The organism is Pseudomonas sp. Leaf15 (assembly GCF_001421425.1).
In the GTDB taxonomy this organism is placed as follows: Bacteria; Pseudomonadota; Gammaproteobacteria; order Pseudomonadales; family Pseudomonadaceae; genus Aquipseudomonas; species Aquipseudomonas salomonii.
Genome location: NZ_LMKI01000001.1, coordinates 281174 through 300177, shown reverse-complemented (window position 1 = coordinate 300177; position 19004 = coordinate 281174). Strand labels below are relative to the sequence as shown.

Genomic DNA, 19004 nt, shown 5'->3' with positions numbered 1-19004 from the left:
CTTTCGCCACTGCGGTGTTCACTCCACAGACCACCCAGGAAACGTCCATGAACACAGCATCCGATCGCTATGACCGCCTCACCCGCAGCTTCCACTGGCTGACCGCCGCCGTGGTGATCTTCATGTTTGCCAGTGCGCATATCTGGGAAAATCTGGAGAAGGGCACGCCGCTGCGCAAGGGCCTGCAATCGGTGCATATCTCGTTAGGTATCGCCATGGCGCTGCTGATTGCCGCGCGGATTGCATGGCGTATGTTCGGTGGCAATCGGCCCAGGCCCGACAGTCACCCGGCGCTTAACCTGCTGGCGAAATTGGCGCATGGTTGCTTGTACCTGTTGCTGGTGTCGCAGATGGTGTTGGGCTTTTTGTTTCGCTGGGCTCAAGGCGAGCCCTTCAATTTTTTCGGACTGTTTGCCGTGCCCGCGCCTTTTGTGATCGATCATGCCTGGCGGGGCACCTTGGGCGGCCTGCATAACAATGTGGCCTGGGCGATCATCCTGCTGGCGGGCGTGCATGCCATTGCTGCGCTCTGGCATCACTATGTACTGGGCGACAGCACCTTGCGCCGCATGTTGCCGGGTGCACGCAATGCGCTTTAACAGTGATGTTTCCTCCCTATTGTTACGGAGTAAGACAACCATGAAAGCTCTCCACCAACACCCCGTTACCTACCGCACCGCGCTGTTCTTCGGTGCTTGCCTGGCCGCCGCTTTGCTCGCAGGCCAGGTCCACGCGTCCGGGGATGAGTCGGCCCCGCCCAAGCCCAACTGCCCCAAAGGCCAGGTCTGGGACACCAAGACCGGCAAGTGCGTGCTGCAAACCAGCAAGGCCACCTCCGATGCCGATCGTACCGATTGCGCCTACCGCCTGGCCAAGGACGGGCGCTTCGATGAGGCGCTGGCCTTGCTCGACACCCTGCAAAATCCCGACACCGCCAAGGCCCTCAACTATCGTGGCTACGCCACGCGCAAGCTGGGGCGCACCGATGAGGGCATCGGTTATTACCTCAAGTCGGTTGCACTCGACCCCAACTACGCACAGGTTCGCGAGTACCTGGGTGAGGCCTATGTGATCAAGGGCCGGGTCGACCTGGCGCAAGAGCAACTGGTGAAAATCAAAGCCTTGTGCAGTACCACCTGCGAAGAATACGAAGACCTGGCCGCAGCCATCGCCGCTGCGCCACAGGCTTGAACGCCGTGAACCTGTCCGCAGGAGGCAGCCATCGTTCGGGACGCTGAGTTTCGCCGCGAGTTGGGCCAGTTGTTGCCACGGTTATGGCGGTACGGGTGGGTGTTGTCGCGACAAAAGCACCTGGCCGAAGATCTGGTGCAAGCCACCTGCGTAAGGGCGTTGGAGCGTGCCGGGCAATTCGTGGCCGGCACGCGCCTGGATCGCTGGTTGCTGGCGATCATGCATTCGATCTGGCTCAACGAACTGCGCTCGCAACGGGTGCGCCAAGGGCAGGGGTTTGTCGATGCCGAACAGGCATTGTCGTTTGATGGTGAAAGCCAGGCACAGCAGCAAATACTCACTGCGCAGGTGATCAAGCGGGTTAATGGCTTGCCCGAAGCGCAGCGTGAAACGGTGTTTTTGGCGTATGTCGAAGGGCTTTCATACAAGGAAATTGCCGAAATCCTGCAGATACCTATGGGCACGGTGATGAGCCGGTTGGCGGCCGCCCGCGTGAAGCTTGCCGAAGTCGCCTCCCCAACAGCCCAGCAGGATACAGCCAACGGAGAACGGCGATGAGCCACACCGACACACCGTCCGATGAGCAGCTAGTGGCTTATCTGGACGGCGAACTGAGCACCGACCACCATCAACGGATCGCCGACCAGGCCAGCGTTGACCCGGCGCTTGCCGCACGCCTGGACACATTGCGCTGCGCCGACTTGCCGTTCAAGGCTGCCTTCGACACGGTGCTGGAACACGCCCCGACTGAACGCCTGCACGCAATGCTCAACGCCTTGCCACCGGCACCGCCCCAAGCCTGGAGCCGTCGGGGTTTCCTTGCCGTGGCCGCGAGCTTCGCGGTGGCCGGCGTGGCCGCCGATCGCCTGTTCATGGGGTGGCAACGTGCTGAACCCGGCCAAGGCTGGCGGGCCTCGGTGGCCGAATACATGGCCTTGTACACGCCCCAGACTCTGGAAAACCTCAGCCTCGACCCGGCCTCCCACACGGCCCAGTTGACCGCCGTGGGCGCACAACTGGGCGTGTCGTTATCGCCTGAGTCCGTGAGCCTGCCTGGCGCCGAATTCCGACGGGCGCAGATCCTCGACTATGACGGCGTGTTGATTGGCCAGCTCACCTACCTCGACCCACGCCACGGGCCTTTGGCATTGTGCATCACCGCCAGTAAAAAGGGCGTGCAGCCGCTGGCCAGCGAGCAGCGCCGAGGCCTGAACGTGGTGTATTGGGCCAATCCTGCCCATGCTTTCATGCTGATTGGGCGAAACCCGGTTGAGGATTTGCAGCACATGGCCAGTGGCGTCGAGCGGCGCTTGCCGGCCTGACCTCAGTGAGTCGTCTGCAGCGCGTCGCCGTGCTCGACACCGAGATGCACCACGGTTAGGTCTCCAGGAGATTTTCTACCCGCGTGACGACGTGCTGAATGTGCCGATCCACGGCGCCCCCAGCAACTTTTACCCTGGTGTCGCAGGCTTTGCTGGGACGCGCAAAAGGTTTGCACGGCTGGGCGAGCGCATTAGAGCGTGGGAGCTACCGTGTGTGATCGTGCAGGAAGGCGGGTATCACCTGGAGACGCTCGACAGTAATGCGCAGGTGTTTTTTTGGCAGCCCGCAGGTGTGGGAGCGCTAATTCAGCGGGGGCTCCTCGACAATCTCGATATTGGCTGCCATCCACTCTCCGCCAGGCCCTCTTACCAGGTCATAGGTGACGACCTGCCCCTCTCGCAACACCAACCCACTCTGGCGAGAGGGGGTGTTGCGAAAGAAGATGTCCTGTTCATCGTAGGCAGTCGTTTGTTGACGAGTTGCACTGCGGTTGGATTGTGCAGCTTGTGGAGTTTTTTTTGGCATGGCCGTTCTCCTTTTCAGCGCAGTGCGTCGCCCGTTTCGGGGCCGGTGCAGTGGTGATAAAACTAAGGCTTACTCCAGACGAACCTGGGCTGCCTGCATGCCTTTCTGCCCCCTTTCGGCAACGAAAGAAACTCTCTGACCCTCTATCAGTTTTTTGTAGCCTTCCACTTCAATTGCTTTGAAATGAACGAAAAGGTCGTCTCCGCCACCCTGCGGCGTGATGAAACCGAAGCCTTTTTCGTCGTTGAACCACTTCACTGTGCCGGTTTGTCTGTTGCTCATCGTGTTCATCCTCGAAGCCGAAATTATCCGCATAAAGCCGGTGGTATGCCGACGGCGGTACCCATAAGCAAAGGCCTGAAACGACACAGCGTCAATGCTCGGCAGGACAAACGGTACTGTGAGTTATGACAGGTTCCAAGGCGCTGGAATGGGCACATAATGCGAAGTTTTATGGCTAAGGTGTACGAGTCGCAGGCGTCAGTTCCAACACCCGATTCCTCCCGCCTTCCGCCAGCAGATAAGTGCCTCGATCCGTCGGCACAATCGACTGCGGCGCCTTGAGAAACGACAAAATCGTCTGTTGCTGCCCCTGCTTATCAATCAGCAACAACCTCGCGCGGTGCGTCGAATCCTCATTCACCCACAACCCGCGCTCATCGCACATCAAAAACGTCGGTTTGTTCAACCCCGACAGCACCACCGGATCGCTGCCGTCATCGGTCAGCTCGCGCACCACGCCTTTTTTTTTTTCGGTGTAGAGCATTCTGCCATCGGTGCAACGGGTGATGGATTCGCCTTCGTGAAGTTTGTCGCGTATGACGGTCAGCGACTGGTCACTCCAGCGATAACGCAATAGACGCCCGTTGTCCTTGCGGTCTTCGATGGCGTAGAGGTCGTCGCCCTCAACCCACAGGCCTTGCACGTTTTCGCCGCGAAACAACTCGCTAACCACGCCATCCTTGAGAAAGCTGACCGGGGCGTTGCCGGTTTCCTGGCTGAAGACCCAGCCGCCGTGGGTGGCGAACATGCCGTCGGGTTTGGACAGGTTGCCCACCACCACATCGCGTTGCCCATCGGGATGGATACGCACGATGCTGCCTTTGGCGTCATTGAGCTCCTGGCTGATCATCAGCGAGCCATCCGGCATGGGCATCAATGAAGCGGCTTTGGGCACGTCACGGTGCACGGTTTGCACGCTCCAGCCGGTCGCGGCGCTGACGGGGTAGAAGCTTTGCCAGGCGAAGAATCCCAGGGTGGCAACGACCAGCAAGCCGGCCAGGCTTAACCCCCATCGTAGAAGCCGATGCGGGGATCCGGTATCAGTCATTTTTATCGTCCTTATTGATTAGTCGTGTAGCAGGTCTTCATTCTGGAATCGCGCGGCGTAATCCTGGCCGCCGTAAAACACGCCCAGGATCGACACGGTTTCAGTCTCGGCGGCCACGCTGAAGGCGATGGCGGTGGTGTGCCGGTAATGGGTGATGCGCAAGGCGGGTAGCAGGTCGTTACGGCATGTGCCGCGCAACGGAAACACGCCAAGGCTTTCGCAGTGGTTGATGATGTTGTCGATAAAACGTGCTGCAACAACGGGGGATTCGGTATGGCTGATGTAGTCTTCGAGGGCTTCGAGTTGGGCTAATGCCTCTGGTGCAAAGGCGACCGAATAACTCACGGTTGTTCAGTACCGGTTCGCTGGCGCTTGGCTGCCATGTGTTCGCGAACCTGCTCGGTGGAGAGCGCTCGGCCAGGGGCAGCCTCGAGAGCGGCGGCGGCGGGGATCACCTGGTCGCGCAACCAGTCTTCCATGGCGCGATCACGGGCCATCAGCGCCCTGAGGCCGTCGCGTATCACTTCACTTTCGCTCGCGTATTCACCGGAAGTGACCTTGGCTTTGACCAGGGCGGCCATTTCGAGTGGCAAGGTAATGCTCATTTGCTGAGTTGAGCGCATGTCGAAGCTCGCAAGTGTTGAGTAGGATTCAATCCTACTCGACCATTGGCGTGTTGCAAGGAGCAACTGACCGATGTCGGTGTCCGGCGTCTCATCGTCAATCCAAAACAGGTAGGGGTTCTGGCAGGTTTCCATGGGCATTTCTCTCTCCGTTGAGTAACTCAGGACGCAAGTATTGACGCTTTTTCGCGACTGCGTGGCGCCACTCGGCCAATAACGCACTGATATGTATGACTTCATATTTGTAGCAGGGTTATTAACGCAACCCGCCCCCTGCACGCATGGCGCCTTACCACCGGCCGTACGATAATGCCTCCCAAATCGACCACACTGGCCCATCCCCCGTGATCATCAACTTCGACCTCAACGACCTCCAAGCCTTCCGCGCCGTGGTAGACAAGGGCAGTTTTCGCGGCGCCGCCGAGGCCATCCGCATCTCGCAGCCGGCCCTCAGCCGACGTATCGAAAAGCTCGAGTCCGCCCTCGACGTCAAGCTGTTCGAGCGCACCACGCGGCGGGTCAGCCTGACCATGGTCGGGCGCGCGTTCCTGCCTCAGGTGGAGCGCATTCTCGACGACCTCGACATCGCCTTGATGGGGATCAGCAACGTCGCCTCCACGCGCATGGGCAACGTCACCATCGCCTGTGTGCCGTCCACCGCGTACTACTTCATGCCCCACGTGATCTCCGAATTCCACAAGCTGTACCCGAAGATTCGCCTGCGCGTGCTGGATGCCAGCGCCGGTGAGGTGTGCAATGCGGTGGAAAGCGGCGAGGCGGATTTCGGCGTGAGTTTCAGCGGCAGCCTGGCCGATGAGGTGGAGTTCGAGTTGTTGTTCCAGGAGCGCTATGTGCTGGCGTGCCGTCGTGACCATTCATTGGCCGAACGCGACAGCGTGACCTGGGTCGAGGCCTACGAGCACGACTACATCACCGTGGACAAAACCTCGGGCAACCGCTTCCTGCTGGACCAGGCGTTGCGGGGCGTGCGGGTGAAAAAACCGAGTATCTGCGAGACCCATCACGTGACCACCATGATCGGGTTGGTGGAGGCGGGGCTGGGCGTGGCGATGGTGCCGTCGATTGCGATGCCGGCGTGCGAACACCCGATTCTGGTGAGTGTGCCGCTGATCGAACCGCAGGTGATGCGCCATGTGGGCTTGATAAAACGCCGCGGGCGGACATTGCCGCCAGCGGCGCTGGAGTTGGAGCGGTTGGTGCGCGAGATGCCGTTTCGGTCAGTGTGACACCGAGTCCAGGCCGGTGGATTGCACCACCGGTTGCGCTTCGGGCGAGGCCAGGAATTGCAAGAATGCCTTGGCCTGCGCCGGGTGTTCGGCGTTGACCGGAATGCCCGCCGCAAAACGCGTCACCGATTGCACGTCCTCGGGGATCTTGCCCACGTACGTCACGCCCGGCACCGGCAACAATTCGGCCACCTGTTGCAGGCCCACCTCGTAATCACCCTTGGCGACCTTTTCGGCCACCGGGGTGCGCTCGACCATCGTGCCCTTGGCGGGCATGCCGAGCTTCTTGAACAGCTCCTTCTCGACATACACACCGCTGGCGCTGTCCGAATACGCCACGGACTTGGCCTTGCTCAGCACTGCCTTCAACTCGGCATCGGTGCCGATCGCAGGTTTGGCTGCACCTTCTTTGACGACCAGGCCGATGCGCGAATCCGCCAGTTCCACGCGGGACGCAGGGTCGACCTTGCCTTGTTTGATCAAGTCATCCAGGGCATAGCCGACCATGATCACCACGTCGGCGTGTTCGCCACGGGCCAGGCGGTTGGGGATCGCTTCCGGCGCCTTGCCCATCGACGGGCCGAGGATGGTGTCCAGGGTGTCGCCGCTGTGCTGGGCATATTGCGGGCCGAGCAGTTTATAGGCAGCGGTGAAACCGCCGGAGGTCATCACCTTGAGCTGTTCGGCCTGGGCCGTCAGCGCCAGGGCACCGAGGGTCAGGGCCGTCAGGGTTTTCAATAGCGTCTTCATTACACCGCCCCCTGCATGACCTGGCCGCGCGTGTTGGCACGACGGTACAGCGCCAGGGTCGAGCACAGCGCGCACGCCGCGGCAAACATCATCCAATAGGCCGGCGAGGCTTTGTCTTCGGTGATGTGAATGAACCACGTGGAGATCGCCGGCGTGAAGCCACCGAAGATCGCCGTTGCCAGGCTATAGGCCAGGGAGAAGCCCGCCACGCGCACTTCCACCGGCATGATTTCGGTCAGCGCCGGGATCATCGCGCCGTTGTACATGCCGTACAGGAACGAGAACCACAGCAGGGTTTCGAGCATATGCGCAAAACTCGGCGCGTTGACCACGAACGACAGCGCCGGGTAGGCGGTGATCACGGTCAGGGCGGTCATTGCGACCAGCACCGGCTTGCGGCCAAAGCGGTCACTCAGGGTGCCGCCGATCGGCAGCCAGACAAAGTTCGACACGGCCACCAGCAAGGTCACCAGCAGGGCGTCGGAGGTGCTCAGGTGCAGCACGGTCTTGCCGAAGGTCGGCGCGTACACCGTGATCAGGTAGAACGCGGTGGTGGTCATGGCCACCATCAGCATGCCGCCGATCACCACGCTCCAGTTTTTCACCAGGGTCGCCAGCACTTCGCGCATGGTCGGGCGATGCTTGCGGTTGGCGAACTCTTCGGTTTCCTGCAAGTTGCGACGCAGCACGAAGATGAACGGGATGATCACGCAGCCGAGGGCGAACGGAATGCGCCAGCCCCAATCGGCAACCACCGACGGTTCCATCCACACATTCAGGCCGTAGCCCAGTGCGGCGGCTACCACGATGGAAATCTGTTGGCTGCCCGACTGCCAGCTGGTGTAGAAGCCTTTACGGCCCGGCGTGGCCATTTCAGACAGGTAAACCGACACGCCGCCCAGTTCTGCGCCAGCCGAGAAGCCTTGCAACAGGCGGCCCAGCAGCACCAGCAACGGTGCCCACAGGCCAATGGTCTGATAGCCCGGCACGAGCACGATCAGCAGCGTACCGCTGGCCATGATCGACAGGGTCACGATCAGGCCTTTGCGACGACCGACGTCATCGATATAGGCACCCAGAATAATTGCGCCCAGAGGCCGCATCAGGAAGCCTGCACCGAACACGGCGAAGGTCATCATTAATGACGCAAACTCATTAGCGGCGGGGAAGAACGCGGCAGCGATGTAGGTGGCGTAGAAGCCGAACAGAAAGAAGTCGAACTGTTCGAGGAAGTTGCCCGAAGTAACGCGGAATACCGCACCAACTTTCGAGCGGGCAGAGTCGGGCCGGGAAGGGCTAGTCATGGTTTTGTGTCTCCAGCGTTCTTTTTAAAGTGCTTGTTTCGCTTAAGACCGCGGATAGTGGCTGACACATTTAGAAATGATAAGTGAGTAATTTGGATGGATTGATGCGTATTGGCTATCAATCGGCAAGTCCGCCAAAATCTCACTGCTGTTCTATGCTTCAGAAGTGATCAATTTCTTATGGAAGGGAGGTGCGTATGGGTGACGAGCACAAACGTCAGGACGAGCCGGAGCACGAGCAGGCCCGGCGGCAGCGCGAAGAAGACAAGCCGCAGACCTGGAAACACCCGGACGACGGCACCGAGCTGTCCGAGCGCGATCAGGAGCGCCCGCTCAAGCCCTGAATCTCCAGCCAATTAGGATCAAACTGTGGGAGCTGGCTTGCCTGCGATGGCGGCGGGTCAGTCTCTACATCTGTGCCTGACACACCGCTATCGCAGGCAAGCCAGCTCCCACAATGTTTCTGTGCTCAGCCCACGATTGGCGTACACAACTCCACCAACGTGCCATCCGGGCAGCGCACATACGACACCACTTGCCCCCAGGGCTTGGTGCTCGGTGGCGACAGCTCCTTCGCGCCGTGCAGCAGTGCCTTGGCATGCGCGACGAATACATCCCCGGTGACAAATCCCACTTCCATCCCCAGCGGCTGTCTAGAGGTGTGCGCCTCGACGTGCCCGCCGTCGAAGTTCATTTCGCCCAGTTCATGCGCAGCGAACGACAGCGTGGTGTCACCGGTTTCCAACTCGCCATAAGTGCCGGATTCATGCAAAAAACGGCGACGCAGGCCGAAGGCTGTTTCAAAGAATGCCAATGACGCCGCAACGTCGGGCACATAGATAATGGTGTAGGCGAATTTCAAGATAGGCAGTCCTTGCAGAAAAAGTTACAGGTCTTCAAGCCAGCACTGAGATAGGCAAACCCCACGCCAGCACCAGATAAGCCACTGCCGCCGCCAGGCACAAGCCAATAAACACCCGCGTCAGGGTCCTCACGGTAGGGTTGGCAATGAACCGGACGACCCAGAGGCAGAGCGCGGCCACGACCATGGCCAAGGCAATAATGACCAGCACGATGGTGATCCTTTGACCTTCAAGCGCTGATTTATAGTCCCAAAGGCGCCGGATGAACAGTGTTCACATAGACGCAGCCCCCCGGGCTTTCTAAACTGCGGCTTGTCTTGGGGAAAGGGGCAGGCGCCGATGAATCGCAATGAATTACGCAAGGCCGACATCAACCTGATGGTGGTCTTCGAAGCACTGATGCTCGAGCGCAATGTGACGCGGGTGGCAGAGAAGCTGTTTCTCGGCCAGCCAACCATCAGTTCGGCCCTCAACCGCTTGCGCACCTTGTTCAACGACCCGCTGTTTATTCGCGTCGGTCACCGCATGGAGCCCACCGCGCGGGCCGAAGAGATCATCCAGCACCTGTCGCCGGCCCTGGACTCATTGTCGTCGGCCTTGAGCCTGACCCACGATTTCGACCCGACCCAAAGCACCATGACCTTCCGCATCGGCCTGTCCGATGACGTCGAGTTCGGCCTGCTGCCGCCGCTGTTGCGGGCCTTGCGCCAGGAAGCGCCGTTGGTGGTGTTCGTGGTGCAGCACGTCGATTACTGGCGCATCCCCGACCTGCTGGCTTCCGGCGATATCACCGTGGGCATCACCCAGACCCGCGGCCTGCCGGCCAATGCCAAGCGCAAGTTGTTGCGGCATATCCGCCCCTGCCTGTTGCGTGCCGATGCCTCGGATACACCGCTGACCCTCGACGAATATTGCGCCCGTCCCCATGTGCTGGTGTCTCACACCGCCAACGTGTCCGGGTTTGCCGATGAGTGGCTGGCCGAGATTGGTCGCAAGCGCCACGTGGTGCTGTCGGTGCCGCAATACAGTGCATTGCCGGCATTGCTCGCCGGCACCGACATGATCGCCAGCCTGCCGGATTACACCGCCCATGCCATGGCCGCCGGCGGCAATCTATTCTGTGAGCCGTTCCCGTTCGAAACCCCGACCCTGGACTTGTCGATGGTCTGGCTCAGCCACGTCGACACCGACCCTGCCGAACGCTGGATGCGTTCACGGCTGGAGGCGTTCATGAGTGAGCGCGACAGGTTGCCGGTACTCGCGGAAAAAGCTTGAGATAAACCTTCAAGGCGCTGTGTTCCGGGGTGCTGGTGATCGTGGCGTTCCGGGAAAATCCTTCGCTGCGGGGTCTGATCGACATTTCACATTGAAATCGGTCTGACTTCGTTCAACTGCATGCTATATGTAGGTTTCTTTTCAAGCCCACTCGGAGCTTTACATGCCGCACCTGCACCTGGAATACACCGCCAACCTGACCGGCCTTGCCGTCGAGAAAACCCTGCTGCGCCTGAACAACGTGCTGATGGCGTCCGGGCAGTTCGGTTCCGAGTTCGATATCAAGAGCCGTGCAATCAAGGTCGAGAGTTTCCAGGTGGGCACCTCCCTCAGCCCGCGCGGTTTTATTGCGGTAAAGCTCTCGCTGCTCAGCGGGCGCTCACCCCAGGTCAAGCAGCAGTTGTCGGAAAGCTTGTTGGCGGCCCTGCAGGACGCCGCTGAGTGGCCGGCCGATTTGCAGGTTCAACTCAGTGTCCAGTTGCTGGACATGGATCGTGATTCCTACAGCAAAGTCGCAATCGGCTAAGGGTTACAACAAGCCCTGATCGGCGCACACCTTGACGATTTGCTCACGAAACCAGGTATTGGCGCTGCCCTGGCCACTGGTTTCATTCCACTGCATGTCCAGGGTAAACCCCGGCAACCCGTTCGGCGCTTCGCAATGGCCGAACACGGTGGCCGGTGCCAGCAGCTTTTGCACGCGACGGGGCAGGGTGACGATAAAGTCGGTGCCGCTGATCATCTTCAAGGCGGCGCTGTAGCTGTTGGCGCGGGCAATCACCTGGCGCTTGTGAGCCTGGCGTGCCAGCCAGCCGTCAATCAGGTTGGTGTCGCAGGTCCAGGGCGTGGGGTACACGTGGCGCCGTTCGACAAACGATTGCAAGCTGAAGGCCGGCTCGCGCGGGCTCGAACGTTTATCGAACACGCACACCAAATCGTCTTCCAACAGCATCTGGGTCTTGAAGTCTTTGTGGGCGCGGTGAAAGTGCGGGCCGAAACAAATCACCAGGTCGAGGCGGCCTTCACGCAGGTCATTGGCGGGCATCTCGGTTTCAAGCTTTTGCACATTGACGCTCACCGGCAAGTCGGCGCGGTTGAAGTGCTTCAACAGGCGCGGCAAAATCAACTGTTCGAAATATTCCGGGGCACAGACATTGAAGGTCACCGCCTGCTGCGTCGGGTCGAAGGCCTGGCTGCCTGCGTGGCACAGGTTGATGCTTTCCAGGATCTTCTGCACGTGCCCGTACATAGTGGTGGCCTTGTACGTCGGGCGCATGCCGGCCCGCGTGTTGATAAACAGCTCATCCTCAAAACTGGTGCGCAGCTTCTTCAGGCTGTAGCTCACGGTTGACTGACTGACGAACAGTGTCTCGGACACCTCGGTAACGCTGCTCTGGTCATAGACGGCGATAAACACCATCAAGTCCTGCATATCAAGCTTTCTGAGCAAGTTACTGTTTAGCATCGGTTTCGTCCGTAAACCCTTTGTACCGAACTCAGTACAAGACTGGCAAAAGCTTAACGGAACGGCCGTACCAATAGAAAGCGCTGTAGGGCGTTTCTATGTTGGGTGTGGGACATAAAATGTTGGCAACACGACGTCAGTGGATATGTCGGCTGTAATGCTTTGGGTTCAAGCGTGTGACGATCAGCACAGTGACCACCAGGCCATAGCAGGTCGAGGGGGTGCGGGCTGAAGATGACTGATCGTTCCCACGCTCCGCGTGGGAACGCAGCCCAGGACGCTCCGCGTCCCAAGAGCGGACGCGGAGCGTCCATTGAGGCATTCCCACGCGGAGCGTGGGAACGATCATCAGCTCCCACAGGGGACGGTGTTGTCAGCTCGCGCGAATCACATGCTTGATCTCCTGAAACGCCGCCAACCCCCACGGCCCCAGTTCGCGGCCGATACTGCTCTGCTTGTAGCCGCCCCATGCCGTTTGCGGGAAGATCACCTGCGGTGCGTTGATCCACACCAGGCCCGCCTGCAAGGCATTGGCCACGCGTTCGGCGGTGTCGATGTTGGCGCTCACGACGCTGGCGACCAGGCCGAAGTCGCTGTCGTTGGCCAGGGCGATGGCCTCGGCCTCCGTAGCAAAACGTCGTACGCACAGCACCGGGCCAAAGATCTCTTCGTTCCACAAGGCGCTGCCCAGCGGCACGTCGGTAAACACCGTCGGGCGAATGAAAAAGCCTTTTTCCAGGCCCACCGGGCGAGCGCCGCCACACAACAACCGCGCACCCGCATCGATGCCGCGCCGGATATGCCCCAGCACCCGCTGATACTGCGCACGGTTGATCAGCGCGCCCATCTCCACATCCTCGGCAAACGGGTCCGCCACGCGAATGCCTTCAGCCCGTGCCTGCAAACGCTGCAGGAATTCATCCGCCAGGTTGTCGGCCACCAACACGCGACTGGTGGCCGAACAGATCTGCCCCGCGTTGAAAAAGCCACCGCCACAGGCCAGTTCCACCGCCAGGTCGAGGTCGGCATCGGCCAGCACCAGCAACGAGGATTTGCCGCCCAGTTCCAGGCTCACACCCTTGATGGTTTCGGCGGCGCGCTGCATCACCTGCACGCCCACCGCATTGCTGCCGGTGAAGGAAATTTTCGCCACGCGACGGTCCGCAGCCAGTGGCGCACCGACCGCCAGCCCCGTGCCACACACCAGGTTAAACACCCCTATCGGGAAGCCGGCCTCGGCAATAATCCGCGCCAATTGCAACTCCGCCAGGGGCGTGACTTCCGACGGCTTGAGCACCACGCAGCAACCGGCCGCCAACGCGGGGGCAAGCTTCCAGGCGGTGGTCACCATCGGGAAGTTCCACGGCACGATCAAGCCCACGACGCCGCAGGGTTCGCGGCGCAGGCGTGCGCTGAAATCGTCGCTGGGCAAGGCCACCGGGCTGTCTTGTCCTGCGTCCATCGCATCGCAGATACCCGCGTAGTACTCGAAGGTGGCGATCACGTCATCCACATCGATACCCGCTTCAAACAGCGGCTTGCCGTTGTTGCTCGACTGCAACTGCATCAGCTGTTCACGCTGCTTGCCCACACCTTGAGCGACCTTGCGCAACAGGGCGCCGCGATCACGGCCACTGCTGTTCGACCAGTCGACAAACGCCGCGCTGGCCGCGTCGACCGCCCGTTGCACTGCCGAGGCGTCGCCCATGCTGACATGGGCCAAGGTCGCTTCGGTAGCCGGATTGATCACCTCCAGCACCGCGTGGCCCGCCTGCCATTGGCCATTGATAAACACACCGTTCAAGACTGCGCTCATACCGCCACCTCTTGCATCCAAAGCCCTTGGTTGATTTCAATCAGTGTCGGCCCCTGGCGATCTGCGGCGGCGCGCAACGCGCTGCGCAAAGGCTCGAGGCCCTGGACACTTTCCGCGGCGCAACCCAAGGCCTTGGCGACGCCGATAAAGTCCGGGGTGTAGATGTCCACACCGACCGGCTCGATGGCGCGGTTGAGCATGTATTTCTTGATCTCTTCATAGCCCTGGTTATTCCACAGCAGCACGATGACCGGCACCTGCGCTTCCACCGCACTGGCCAGTTCCGGCAAGGAAAATTGCAGGCCGCCGTCGCCGATCAGGCACACCACCGGCTGGCCGTCACCTCGGCCCAGCCAGGCACCGATGGCGGCGGGCAGGGCGTAACCCAAGGTGCCGTAGCCGGTGGACGAATTGAACCAGCGGCGTGGGTGGTCAAGGTTCAGGGTCAGGTTGCCGCTGTACACCGGCTGGGTGGAGTCGCCCACCAGCACGGCGTCGGGCAGCGCTTGCAGCACGGTGTTGAGGAACAGGGTTTGTGCGCGGGTGGCCGCGTCCCAGGTGGGCGTCAGTTCGGCCCACAAGCGGGCTGCACGTTGGCTGCCCCAATTGCTGGCGCGTGCAGGCAGCGGCGTTTTATTCAATTCGGCGAGCAAGGCTTCGGCGGCCATCTGCGCATCGGCCACCAGTGCCACGTGCGGTGGGTAGTTGCGTACGGTCTGGTCGGCGTCGATGTCGACCCGCAGCAGTGCGCCGGGGATCTCGAAGCCACCGGCGAAGGTCACGTCGTAGTCGGTTTCCGCCAGTTCTGTGCCGATGGCCAGCACCACGTCGGCTTCAGCGACCAGCGCACGGGTGGCGACCAGGGATTGCGTCGAGCCGATCAGCAGCGGGTGCGTCGATGGCAACAGGCCTTTGGCATTGATGGTCAGTGCCACCGGCGCGCCGAGGGTTTCAGCCAGGCGCGTCAGCTCTGGCGCGGCATCGATGGCACCGCCACCGGCCAGGATCAGCGGGCGTTTGGCTGCTGCGAGCAACTGGCTCATCTGCTTGACCGCCGACGGCGCTGCGCCTGCGCGGGCGACGCTGACCGGCGCGCAGCCAAGCAACGCATCGGCATTCTCCACCAGCACATCCAGCGGGATTTCGATATGCACCGGGCGCGGTCGCCCCGCCTGGAATAACGCAAACGCCCGCGCCAACACGCCAGGCAACTCGGCCGCCGACATCAAGGTATGGGAGAACGCCGCCACGCCGGCGATCATCGCGCTCTGGTTCGGCAGCTCATGCAATTTGCCGCGCCCGCCGCCCAATTGGCTGCGCGACTGCACGCTGGAAATCACCAGCATCGGGATCGAGTCGGCATAGGCCTGGCCCATGGCGGTGGTGATATTGGTCATGCCCGGGCCGGTGATGATGAAGCACACGCCAGGTTTGCCGCGGGTGCGCGCATACCCGTCGGCCATGAACCCGGCGCCCTGTTCGTGGCGCGGGGTGACGTGGCGGATACTGGAACGCGCCAGGCCGCGATACAGTTCAACGGTGTGTACGCCGGGAATACCGAACACCTGGTCCACGCCGTAGCTTTCCAGGAGGTTGACCAATACTTCGCCGCAGGTCGCCATACATGTCGCTCTTGTTATGGATTCGAGGCGCTATTGGAGCGGCTGGCCCGTAGCGGCAACAATCGATAAAAAGTCATACTAGCCATGTTCCCACGTCATGGCTCACCCCGATGAAACGCCTTCCACCCCTGCCCGCGCTGCACACGTTTTGGGTCACCGCCCAGTGCTGCAACTTCACCCGCGCCGCCGAGCAACTGCACATCACCCAAGGCGCGGTGAGCCGTCAGATTGCCGGGCTGGAAAGCCATCTGGGTTACGCCCTGTTTCAGCGCCAGGCGCGCGGCTTGAGCCTGACCGAAGAAGGTCGCGAATGGTCGCTGCGTGCGCAGCAGGTATTCGGCCTGATCGGTGACGCGGTGGAGCAGATCGGCAGCCGCCGTGCCACCCTGCAACTCAAGGCTTCCACCTGTGTGATGCGCTGGCTGCTGCCGCGCCTGCTGCAGTGGCAAAAGGAGCGCCCGGATGTGCCAGTGGAGCTGACTACCACCGTGGCCTACACCGTGGACTTTCGCCGTGAGCAATTTGACGCGGCGGTGATCTATGCGCCCATCGCCGAGCAGTCGGCCGAGGCACGGCACCTGTTTGATGAGCAACTCACGCCCGTCTGTGCACCGGCGTTGCTCGGCGGTCTGCACACCCCGGCAGACCTGCAACAACAGGTGCTGCTGCACCCCACGCGGGACGAGCGGGATTGGGCATTGTGGTTAAAGGCGGCGAATACGCGGCTGAGCAACCTGGCTACGGGGCATCATTTCGAAACGCTGGACCTGGCCATGACGGTAGCGTCCCAGGGCTCGGGCGTGGCGATAGGCGACAGTGCGTTGATGGGCGAGGATGTGAAAGCCGGGCGATTGGCGACGCCGTTTGAACTGCGGGTGCCGACGGGAATGGGCTATTACCTGGTGTACCCGCCGGGGACTGAGCCTTCGGCTGGGCTGCAAGCCTTGATGGCGTGGCTGGTGAGCGAGGCCCACCGATGATCATTCCCACGCTCTGCGTGGGAATGCCTCTGGTGACGCTCTGCGTCACGCTTCGGGACGCGGAGCGTCCGGGGCTGCATGCCCACGCAGAGCGTGGGAACGATCATTACAGGGTCAGTAACCGACGGTGAAGCGTTGGCGCGAGTGCTTCGGTGTTTCCACTTCGTCGATCAGGGCGATGGCAAAGTCAGCAAAACTGATCCAGCTACGGCCCTCGGCGCTCACCAGCAGGTCATCCTGGCCCAGACGGAATTTGCCGGTGCGCTCGGTTTCAACAAACTCTGCCGACGGTGACAGGAAGGTCCAATCCAGTTCTTTTTCCTGACGCAGCACCTCGAGAAACTCGGCACCGGCGCTGGCTTCGGCTTTGTATTCAGCCGGGAAACCCTCGCTGTCGATCACGCGGCTGCCACCTGGCAACAACAACGAACCCGCACCGCCCACCACCAGCAGGCGTTTCACACCGGCTTTTTTTACCGGTCCGATCACGGCGCTGGCGGGCAGGGTGGCGAAGTGCGCCGCACTGATCACCACGTCGTGGCCGCTGACCGCTTGCTGCAAGGCAGCCGCATCAAGGGCGTCGACTTTTTTAACGCTAAGGCCTGGGCGTGCAGCCAGCGTGTCGGTGTTACGCGCAATGGCCGTAACGGTATGCCCGCGACGCAGCGCTTCTTCCAGCAGTTGGCTACCGGCACGGCCGGTGGCACCAATGATTGCAATCTTGCTCATGACGTTCTCCAGTACGTTAGGGTTAAAAAACCATTCACCATTTCATTTCGCCCTTGGCAACTTTGGCACCCAGTTCCAGGCTGCTTTCGTCTTCAAGGTTGGGGTAACGCTTTTTCATCGCCGCGATCAGTGCAGCGGAGTCCTTGGCCTTGGCGGTCTCGATATCGAAAGCCTTGATGTAGTCGGCGGTAAAGGCCACGGACTGTACGGTCGGTGTGCCCAGGTAGTGGCCCGGGATCACGGTGGCCGGCTTCAGGTCCTGGATACGTTGCAAGGTGGCCAGCCAGTCGGTGTGGGATTTGGCGGTTTGCGTGTCGGCCATCCACACGTGGGTGTTTTCAAACACCACGACGCCACCGACGACCGCCTTGATCGAGGGGATCCACACAAAGGTGCGCTCCGGCTGCGGACCGTCCAGGCCGATCACTTCCAGGCTTTTGCCTTCCAGCGTCAGGGTATGGCCCTGCAGCACCTGCGGGATCACGGCTTTACTTGGTTTGTCGGCGCCGAGTTTCGGGCTCCAGAACGCGATTTTTTGCTCGACGGTGGCCTTGATATGGTCCACCACCGGCTGGGTCGCCAGCACTTTGGCGTCGGGGAACGCGGCGGTCAGGGTGTCGAGGCCGAAGTAGAAGTCCGGGTCGCCGTCGCTGACGTAGATGGTAGTGAGGTGTTTGCCGCTGCTGCGGATTTTCTGCACCAGTTGCTCGGCTTGGGTCTTGCCGAACTGGGCGTTGACCAGAATGAGGTCTTTTTCACCGCTGACCAGCACCGAACTGACCGGCATCATGGCCGAGGTGCCTGGGTTGTAGGCGTCCAGCTTCAGGTCGGCAGCCGCAGCATGGGCAGCGAACGCCAGAGCGGCCGAAGCCAGGGCAAATCGTTTGAGTACCGAGATCATGTGCAGCTCCAGCAGCAGGTAAGTGATGCACAGAGCTTAGTTGCGCCAAACACAACAAAAAATGCGATGCTTGGACATAGTTTGTTTCTAAAAGCGTGCAAATCATGGATCGTCTTCAAGCAATGCGGGTGTTTGTCACGGTAGTTGACCTGGGCAGCCAGTCCGCCGCCGCCGATCAGCTGGACCTGTCGCGGCCGGTGGTGTCGCGCTATCTGGCTGAACTTGAGGATTGGGTCGGAGCGCGCCTGATGCACCGCACCACGCGCAAGCTCAGCCTCACCGCCGCCGGCAGTGAAACGCTGCCGCGCTGCCGGCAAATGCTCGAACTGTGCAATGACATGCAGGCGGCCGTCAGTGAGCCGGATGAAGCGCCGCGCGGCCAGTTGCGCCTGAGTGTCAGCAGCTCATTCGGCCAGGCGCAGTTGGCGGAGGCCGTGGCTGAGTTCGTCAAGCGCTTCCCGTTGGTCAGCATCGACCTGCAGATGCTCGACCGTACAGTGAACCTGGTGGATGAGCGCATCGACCTGGCCATCCGCACCAGCTTTGAGCTGGACCCCAACCTGATCGCGCGCAAGCTCACGCTGTGCCGTTCGGTGATCTGCGCGTCACCGGCATACCTGCTGGAACACCCGCAGCCTCGGCAAGTCCACGACTTGGCCGAACACAACTGCCTGACCCACTCCTATTTCGGCAAAAGCCTGTGGCACTTCACCGAGAACGGCGAGCCGGTGTCGGTGGCGGTGCAGGGCAATATCACCGCTAACGAGGCCACGACTTTGCTGCGTGTGACGCTGGCGGGCGCGGGTGTGGCGCGTTTGCCCAGTTATCAGGCGGGGGACTACATCCGCAGTGGCGAATTGACCCGGCTGTTGCCCGAAGCCGAGCCGCAGCAAATGAACGTCTACGCCGTGTATGCCTCGCGTAAACACATGCCGTTGGCGCTGCGCAGCCTGCTGGATTTTCTGGTGCTGCGGTTCCCGGAAGAACCGGTGTGGGATATCGGTCTCTAGAGCCGACATAAAGATGTTGAATGACGCCCAATAATGGCAACTCGCCCTGA

The 19004-nt window shown here is 61.1% G+C and carries 24 protein-coding genes and 1 pseudogene; 11 read left to right on the top strand and 14 right to left on the bottom strand.

The genetic code is table 11. The annotated features are described in order from the left end of the window. Positions 1-47: 47 nt before the first annotated feature. The 5 genes and pseudogenes from ASE80_RS01475 to ASE80_RS31275 form a co-directional block, all read left to right on the top strand. On the top strand, positions 48-599 hold the full coding sequence (locus ASE80_RS01475) for a cytochrome b (protein ID WP_056857344.1): 552 nt from the start codon (positions 48-50) through the stop codon (positions 597-599). A gap of 40 nt (positions 600-639) precedes the next feature. Next, the gene (locus ASE80_RS01470; protein ID WP_056857343.1) at positions 640-1191 is read left to right on the top strand and encodes a tetratricopeptide repeat protein; all 552 of its coding nucleotides are present in this window, start codon (positions 640-642) and stop codon (positions 1189-1191) included. A 60-nt stretch (positions 1192-1251) separates the two neighbouring features. Next, positions 1252-1749: an RNA polymerase sigma factor gene (locus tag ASE80_RS01465; RefSeq protein WP_056857342.1), complete on the top strand. Its 498-nt coding sequence runs from the start codon at positions 1252-1254 to the stop codon at positions 1747-1749. Beyond that, positions 1746-2513, top strand: a complete 768-nt coding sequence (locus ASE80_RS01460) for an anti-sigma factor family protein (RefSeq protein ID WP_056857341.1) — start codon at positions 1746-1748, stop codon at positions 2511-2513. The genes ASE80_RS01465 and ASE80_RS01460 overlap by 4 nt, the downstream gene beginning before the upstream one ends. Further along, positions 2495-2790, top strand: a pseudogene (locus tag ASE80_RS31275) (histone deacetylase family protein); the annotation flags it as partial. The gene ASE80_RS01460 and the pseudogene ASE80_RS31275, both read left to right, overlap by 19 nt. 24 nt (positions 2791-2814) lie before the next feature. On the opposite strand, the gene ASE80_RS01455 reads toward ASE80_RS31275, so the two are convergent. From ASE80_RS01455 to ASE80_RS01435, 5 genes are all read right to left on the bottom strand, one after another. After that, positions 2815-3039: a cold-shock protein gene (locus ASE80_RS01455; RefSeq protein WP_056857340.1), complete on the bottom strand. Its 225-nt coding sequence runs from the start codon at positions 3037-3039 to the stop codon at positions 2815-2817. 69 nt (positions 3040-3108) lie between these two features. Next, positions 3109-3321, bottom strand: a complete 213-nt coding sequence (locus tag ASE80_RS01450) for a cold-shock protein (RefSeq protein ID WP_056857339.1) — start codon at positions 3319-3321, stop codon at positions 3109-3111. A gap of 175 nt (positions 3322-3496) precedes the next feature. Further along, on the bottom strand, positions 3497-4369 hold the full coding sequence (locus ASE80_RS01445) for a hypothetical protein (protein WP_056857338.1): 873 nt from the start codon (positions 4367-4369) through the stop codon (positions 3497-3499). Between the two features lie 18 nt (positions 4370-4387). Then, on the bottom strand, positions 4388-4714 hold the full coding sequence (locus ASE80_RS01440; RefSeq protein WP_056857337.1) for a type II toxin-antitoxin system RelE/ParE family toxin: 327 nt from the start codon (positions 4712-4714) through the stop codon (positions 4388-4390). Continuing rightward, positions 4711-5133, bottom strand: a complete 423-nt coding sequence (locus ASE80_RS01435) for a ribbon-helix-helix domain-containing protein (RefSeq protein ID WP_235593052.1) — start codon at positions 5131-5133, stop codon at positions 4711-4713. The genes ASE80_RS01440 and ASE80_RS01435 overlap by 4 nt, the downstream gene beginning before the upstream one ends. 203 nt (positions 5134-5336) lie before the next feature. On the opposite strand from ASE80_RS01435, the gene ASE80_RS01430 reads away from it, so the two are divergent. Beyond that, the gene (locus ASE80_RS01430; RefSeq protein WP_056857645.1) at positions 5337-6239 is read left to right on the top strand and encodes a LysR family transcriptional regulator; all 903 of its coding nucleotides are present in this window, start codon (positions 5337-5339) and stop codon (positions 6237-6239) included. Here ASE80_RS01430 and ASE80_RS01425 read toward each other — a convergent pair. Then, on the bottom strand, positions 6231-6989 hold the full coding sequence (locus ASE80_RS01425) for a substrate-binding domain-containing protein (protein WP_056857336.1): 759 nt from the start codon (positions 6987-6989) through the stop codon (positions 6231-6233). The genes ASE80_RS01430 and ASE80_RS01425 overlap by 9 nt on opposite strands. Then, positions 6989-8293, bottom strand: a complete 1305-nt coding sequence (locus ASE80_RS01420) for an MFS transporter (protein WP_056857335.1) — start codon at positions 8291-8293, stop codon at positions 6989-6991. The genes ASE80_RS01425 and ASE80_RS01420 overlap by 1 nt, the downstream gene beginning before the upstream one ends. A 197-nt stretch (positions 8294-8490) precedes the next feature. Here ASE80_RS01420 and ASE80_RS31070 point away from each other — a divergent pair, with 197 nt between their 5' ends. Next, entirely contained in the window at positions 8491-8637 is a 147-nt protein-coding gene (locus ASE80_RS31070) for a hypothetical protein (RefSeq protein ID WP_017137360.1), read from the top strand. Positions 8638-8762: 125 nt separating this feature from the next. Here the strand turns inward: ASE80_RS31070 and ASE80_RS01415 are convergent, their stop codons facing one another. Continuing rightward, positions 8763-9155, bottom strand: coding sequence for a VOC family protein (locus ASE80_RS01415; RefSeq protein ID WP_056857334.1), 393 nt, complete (start codon positions 9153-9155; stop codon positions 8763-8765). 34 nt (positions 9156-9189) lie between these two features. Further along, complete coding sequence (locus ASE80_RS31065) at positions 9190-9366, bottom strand: hypothetical protein (protein ID WP_164488390.1); 177 nt, start codon at positions 9364-9366, stop codon at positions 9190-9192. A gap of 129 nt (positions 9367-9495) precedes the next feature. On the opposite strand from ASE80_RS31065, the gene ASE80_RS01410 reads away from it, so the two are divergent. Further along, on the top strand, positions 9496-10431 hold the full coding sequence (locus ASE80_RS01410; RefSeq protein ID WP_056857333.1) for a LysR substrate-binding domain-containing protein: 936 nt from the start codon (positions 9496-9498) through the stop codon (positions 10429-10431). A gap of 163 nt (positions 10432-10594) precedes the next feature. Beyond that, positions 10595-10957, top strand: coding sequence for a 5-carboxymethyl-2-hydroxymuconate Delta-isomerase (locus ASE80_RS01405; protein ID WP_056857332.1), 363 nt, complete (start codon positions 10595-10597; stop codon positions 10955-10957). A 3-nt stretch (positions 10958-10960) separates the two neighbouring features. On the opposite strand, the gene ASE80_RS01400 is transcribed toward ASE80_RS01405, so the two are convergent. From ASE80_RS01400 to ASE80_RS01390, 3 genes are all read right to left on the bottom strand, one after another. Next, entirely contained in the window at positions 10961-11896 is a 936-nt protein-coding gene (locus ASE80_RS01400; protein WP_056857331.1) for a LysR family transcriptional regulator, read from the bottom strand. A 373-nt stretch (positions 11897-12269) separates the two neighbouring features. After that, complete coding sequence (locus tag ASE80_RS01395; protein ID WP_056857330.1) at positions 12270-13712, bottom strand: aldehyde dehydrogenase family protein; 1443 nt, start codon at positions 13710-13712, stop codon at positions 12270-12272. Next, complete coding sequence (locus tag ASE80_RS01390) at positions 13709-15334, bottom strand: 5-guanidino-2-oxopentanoate decarboxylase (RefSeq protein WP_056857329.1); 1626 nt, start codon at positions 15332-15334, stop codon at positions 13709-13711. The genes ASE80_RS01395 and ASE80_RS01390 overlap by 4 nt, the downstream gene beginning before the upstream one ends. Positions 15335-15444: 110 nt before the next feature. Between ASE80_RS01390 and ASE80_RS01385 the strand changes: the two genes are divergently transcribed. Next, positions 15445-16314 (top strand): LysR substrate-binding domain-containing protein, encoded by an 870-nt coding sequence (locus ASE80_RS01385; protein ID WP_056857328.1) that lies wholly within the window; start codon positions 15445-15447, stop codon positions 16312-16314. 114 nt (positions 16315-16428) lie between these two features. Here the strand turns inward: ASE80_RS01385 and ASE80_RS01380 are convergent, their stop codons facing one another. Together ASE80_RS01380 and ASE80_RS01375 are read right to left on the bottom strand one after the other, a co-directional pair. Next, the gene (locus tag ASE80_RS01380) at positions 16429-17043 is read right to left on the bottom strand and encodes an NAD(P)-dependent oxidoreductase (protein WP_056857327.1); all 615 of its coding nucleotides are present in this window, start codon (positions 17041-17043) and stop codon (positions 16429-16431) included. A gap of 34 nt (positions 17044-17077) precedes the next feature. After that, on the bottom strand, positions 17078-17944 hold the full coding sequence (locus ASE80_RS01375; protein ID WP_056857326.1) for an MBL fold metallo-hydrolase: 867 nt from the start codon (positions 17942-17944) through the stop codon (positions 17078-17080). Positions 17945-18048: 104 nt separating this feature from the next. Between ASE80_RS01375 and ASE80_RS01370 the strand changes: the two genes are divergently transcribed. Continuing rightward, positions 18049-18954: a LysR family transcriptional regulator gene (locus ASE80_RS01370; protein ID WP_056857325.1), complete on the top strand. Its 906-nt coding sequence runs from the start codon at positions 18049-18051 to the stop codon at positions 18952-18954. Positions 18955-19004 lie beyond the last annotated feature (50 nt).

Bases quoted from the DNA above. Each gene is read 5' to 3' on its own strand.
- ASE80_RS01475 (WP_056857344.1), top strand. From the start codon at position 48: ATGAACACAGCATCCGATCGCTATGACCGCCTCACCCGCAGCTTCCAC.
- ASE80_RS01470 (WP_056857343.1), top strand. From the start codon at position 640: ATGAAAGCTCTCCACCAACACCCCGTTACCTACCGCACCGCGCTGTTC.
- ASE80_RS01460 (WP_056857341.1), top strand. From the start codon at position 1,746: ATGAGCCACACCGACACACCGTCCGATGAGCAGCTAGTGGCTTATCTG.
- ASE80_RS01455 (WP_056857340.1), bottom strand. From the start codon at position 3,039: ATGCCAAAAAAAACTCCACAAGCTGCACAATCCAACCGCAGTGCAACT.
- ASE80_RS01450 (WP_056857339.1), bottom strand. From the start codon at position 3,321: ATGAGCAACAGACAAACCGGCACAGTGAAGTGGTTCAACGACGAAAAA.
- ASE80_RS01445 (WP_056857338.1), bottom strand. From the start codon at position 4,369: ATGACTGATACCGGATCCCCGCATCGGCTTCTACGATGGGGGTTAAGC.
- ASE80_RS01435 (WP_235593052.1), bottom strand. From the start codon at position 5,133: ATGCCCATGGAAACCTGCCAGAACCCCTACCTGTTTTGGATTGACGAT.
- ASE80_RS01425 (WP_056857336.1), bottom strand. From the start codon at position 6,989: ATGAAGACGCTATTGAAAACCCTGACGGCCCTGACCCTCGGTGCCCTG.
- ASE80_RS01420 (WP_056857335.1), bottom strand. From the start codon at position 8,293: ATGACTAGCCCTTCCCGGCCCGACTCTGCCCGCTCGAAAGTTGGTGCG.
- ASE80_RS31070 (WP_017137360.1), top strand. From the start codon at position 8,491: ATGGGTGACGAGCACAAACGTCAGGACGAGCCGGAGCACGAGCAGGCC.
- ASE80_RS01410 (WP_056857333.1), top strand. From the start codon at position 9,496: ATGAATCGCAATGAATTACGCAAGGCCGACATCAACCTGATGGTGGTC.
- ASE80_RS01405 (WP_056857332.1), top strand. From the start codon at position 10,595: ATGCCGCACCTGCACCTGGAATACACCGCCAACCTGACCGGCCTTGCC.
- ASE80_RS01400 (WP_056857331.1), bottom strand. From the start codon at position 11,896: ATGCTAAACAGTAACTTGCTCAGAAAGCTTGATATGCAGGACTTGATG.
- ASE80_RS01395 (WP_056857330.1), bottom strand. From the start codon at position 13,712: ATGAGCGCAGTCTTGAACGGTGTGTTTATCAATGGCCAATGGCAGGCG.
- ASE80_RS01390 (WP_056857329.1), bottom strand. From the start codon at position 15,334: ATGGCGACCTGCGGCGAAGTATTGGTCAACCTCCTGGAAAGCTACGGC.
- ASE80_RS01385 (WP_056857328.1), top strand. From the start codon at position 15,445: ATGAAACGCCTTCCACCCCTGCCCGCGCTGCACACGTTTTGGGTCACC.
- ASE80_RS01380 (WP_056857327.1), bottom strand. From the start codon at position 17,043: ATGAGCAAGATTGCAATCATTGGTGCCACCGGCCGTGCCGGTAGCCAA.
- ASE80_RS01375 (WP_056857326.1), bottom strand. From the start codon at position 17,944: ATGATCTCGGTACTCAAACGATTTGCCCTGGCTTCGGCCGCTCTGGCG.
- ASE80_RS01370 (WP_056857325.1), top strand. From the start codon at position 18,049: ATGGATCGTCTTCAAGCAATGCGGGTGTTTGTCACGGTAGTTGACCTG.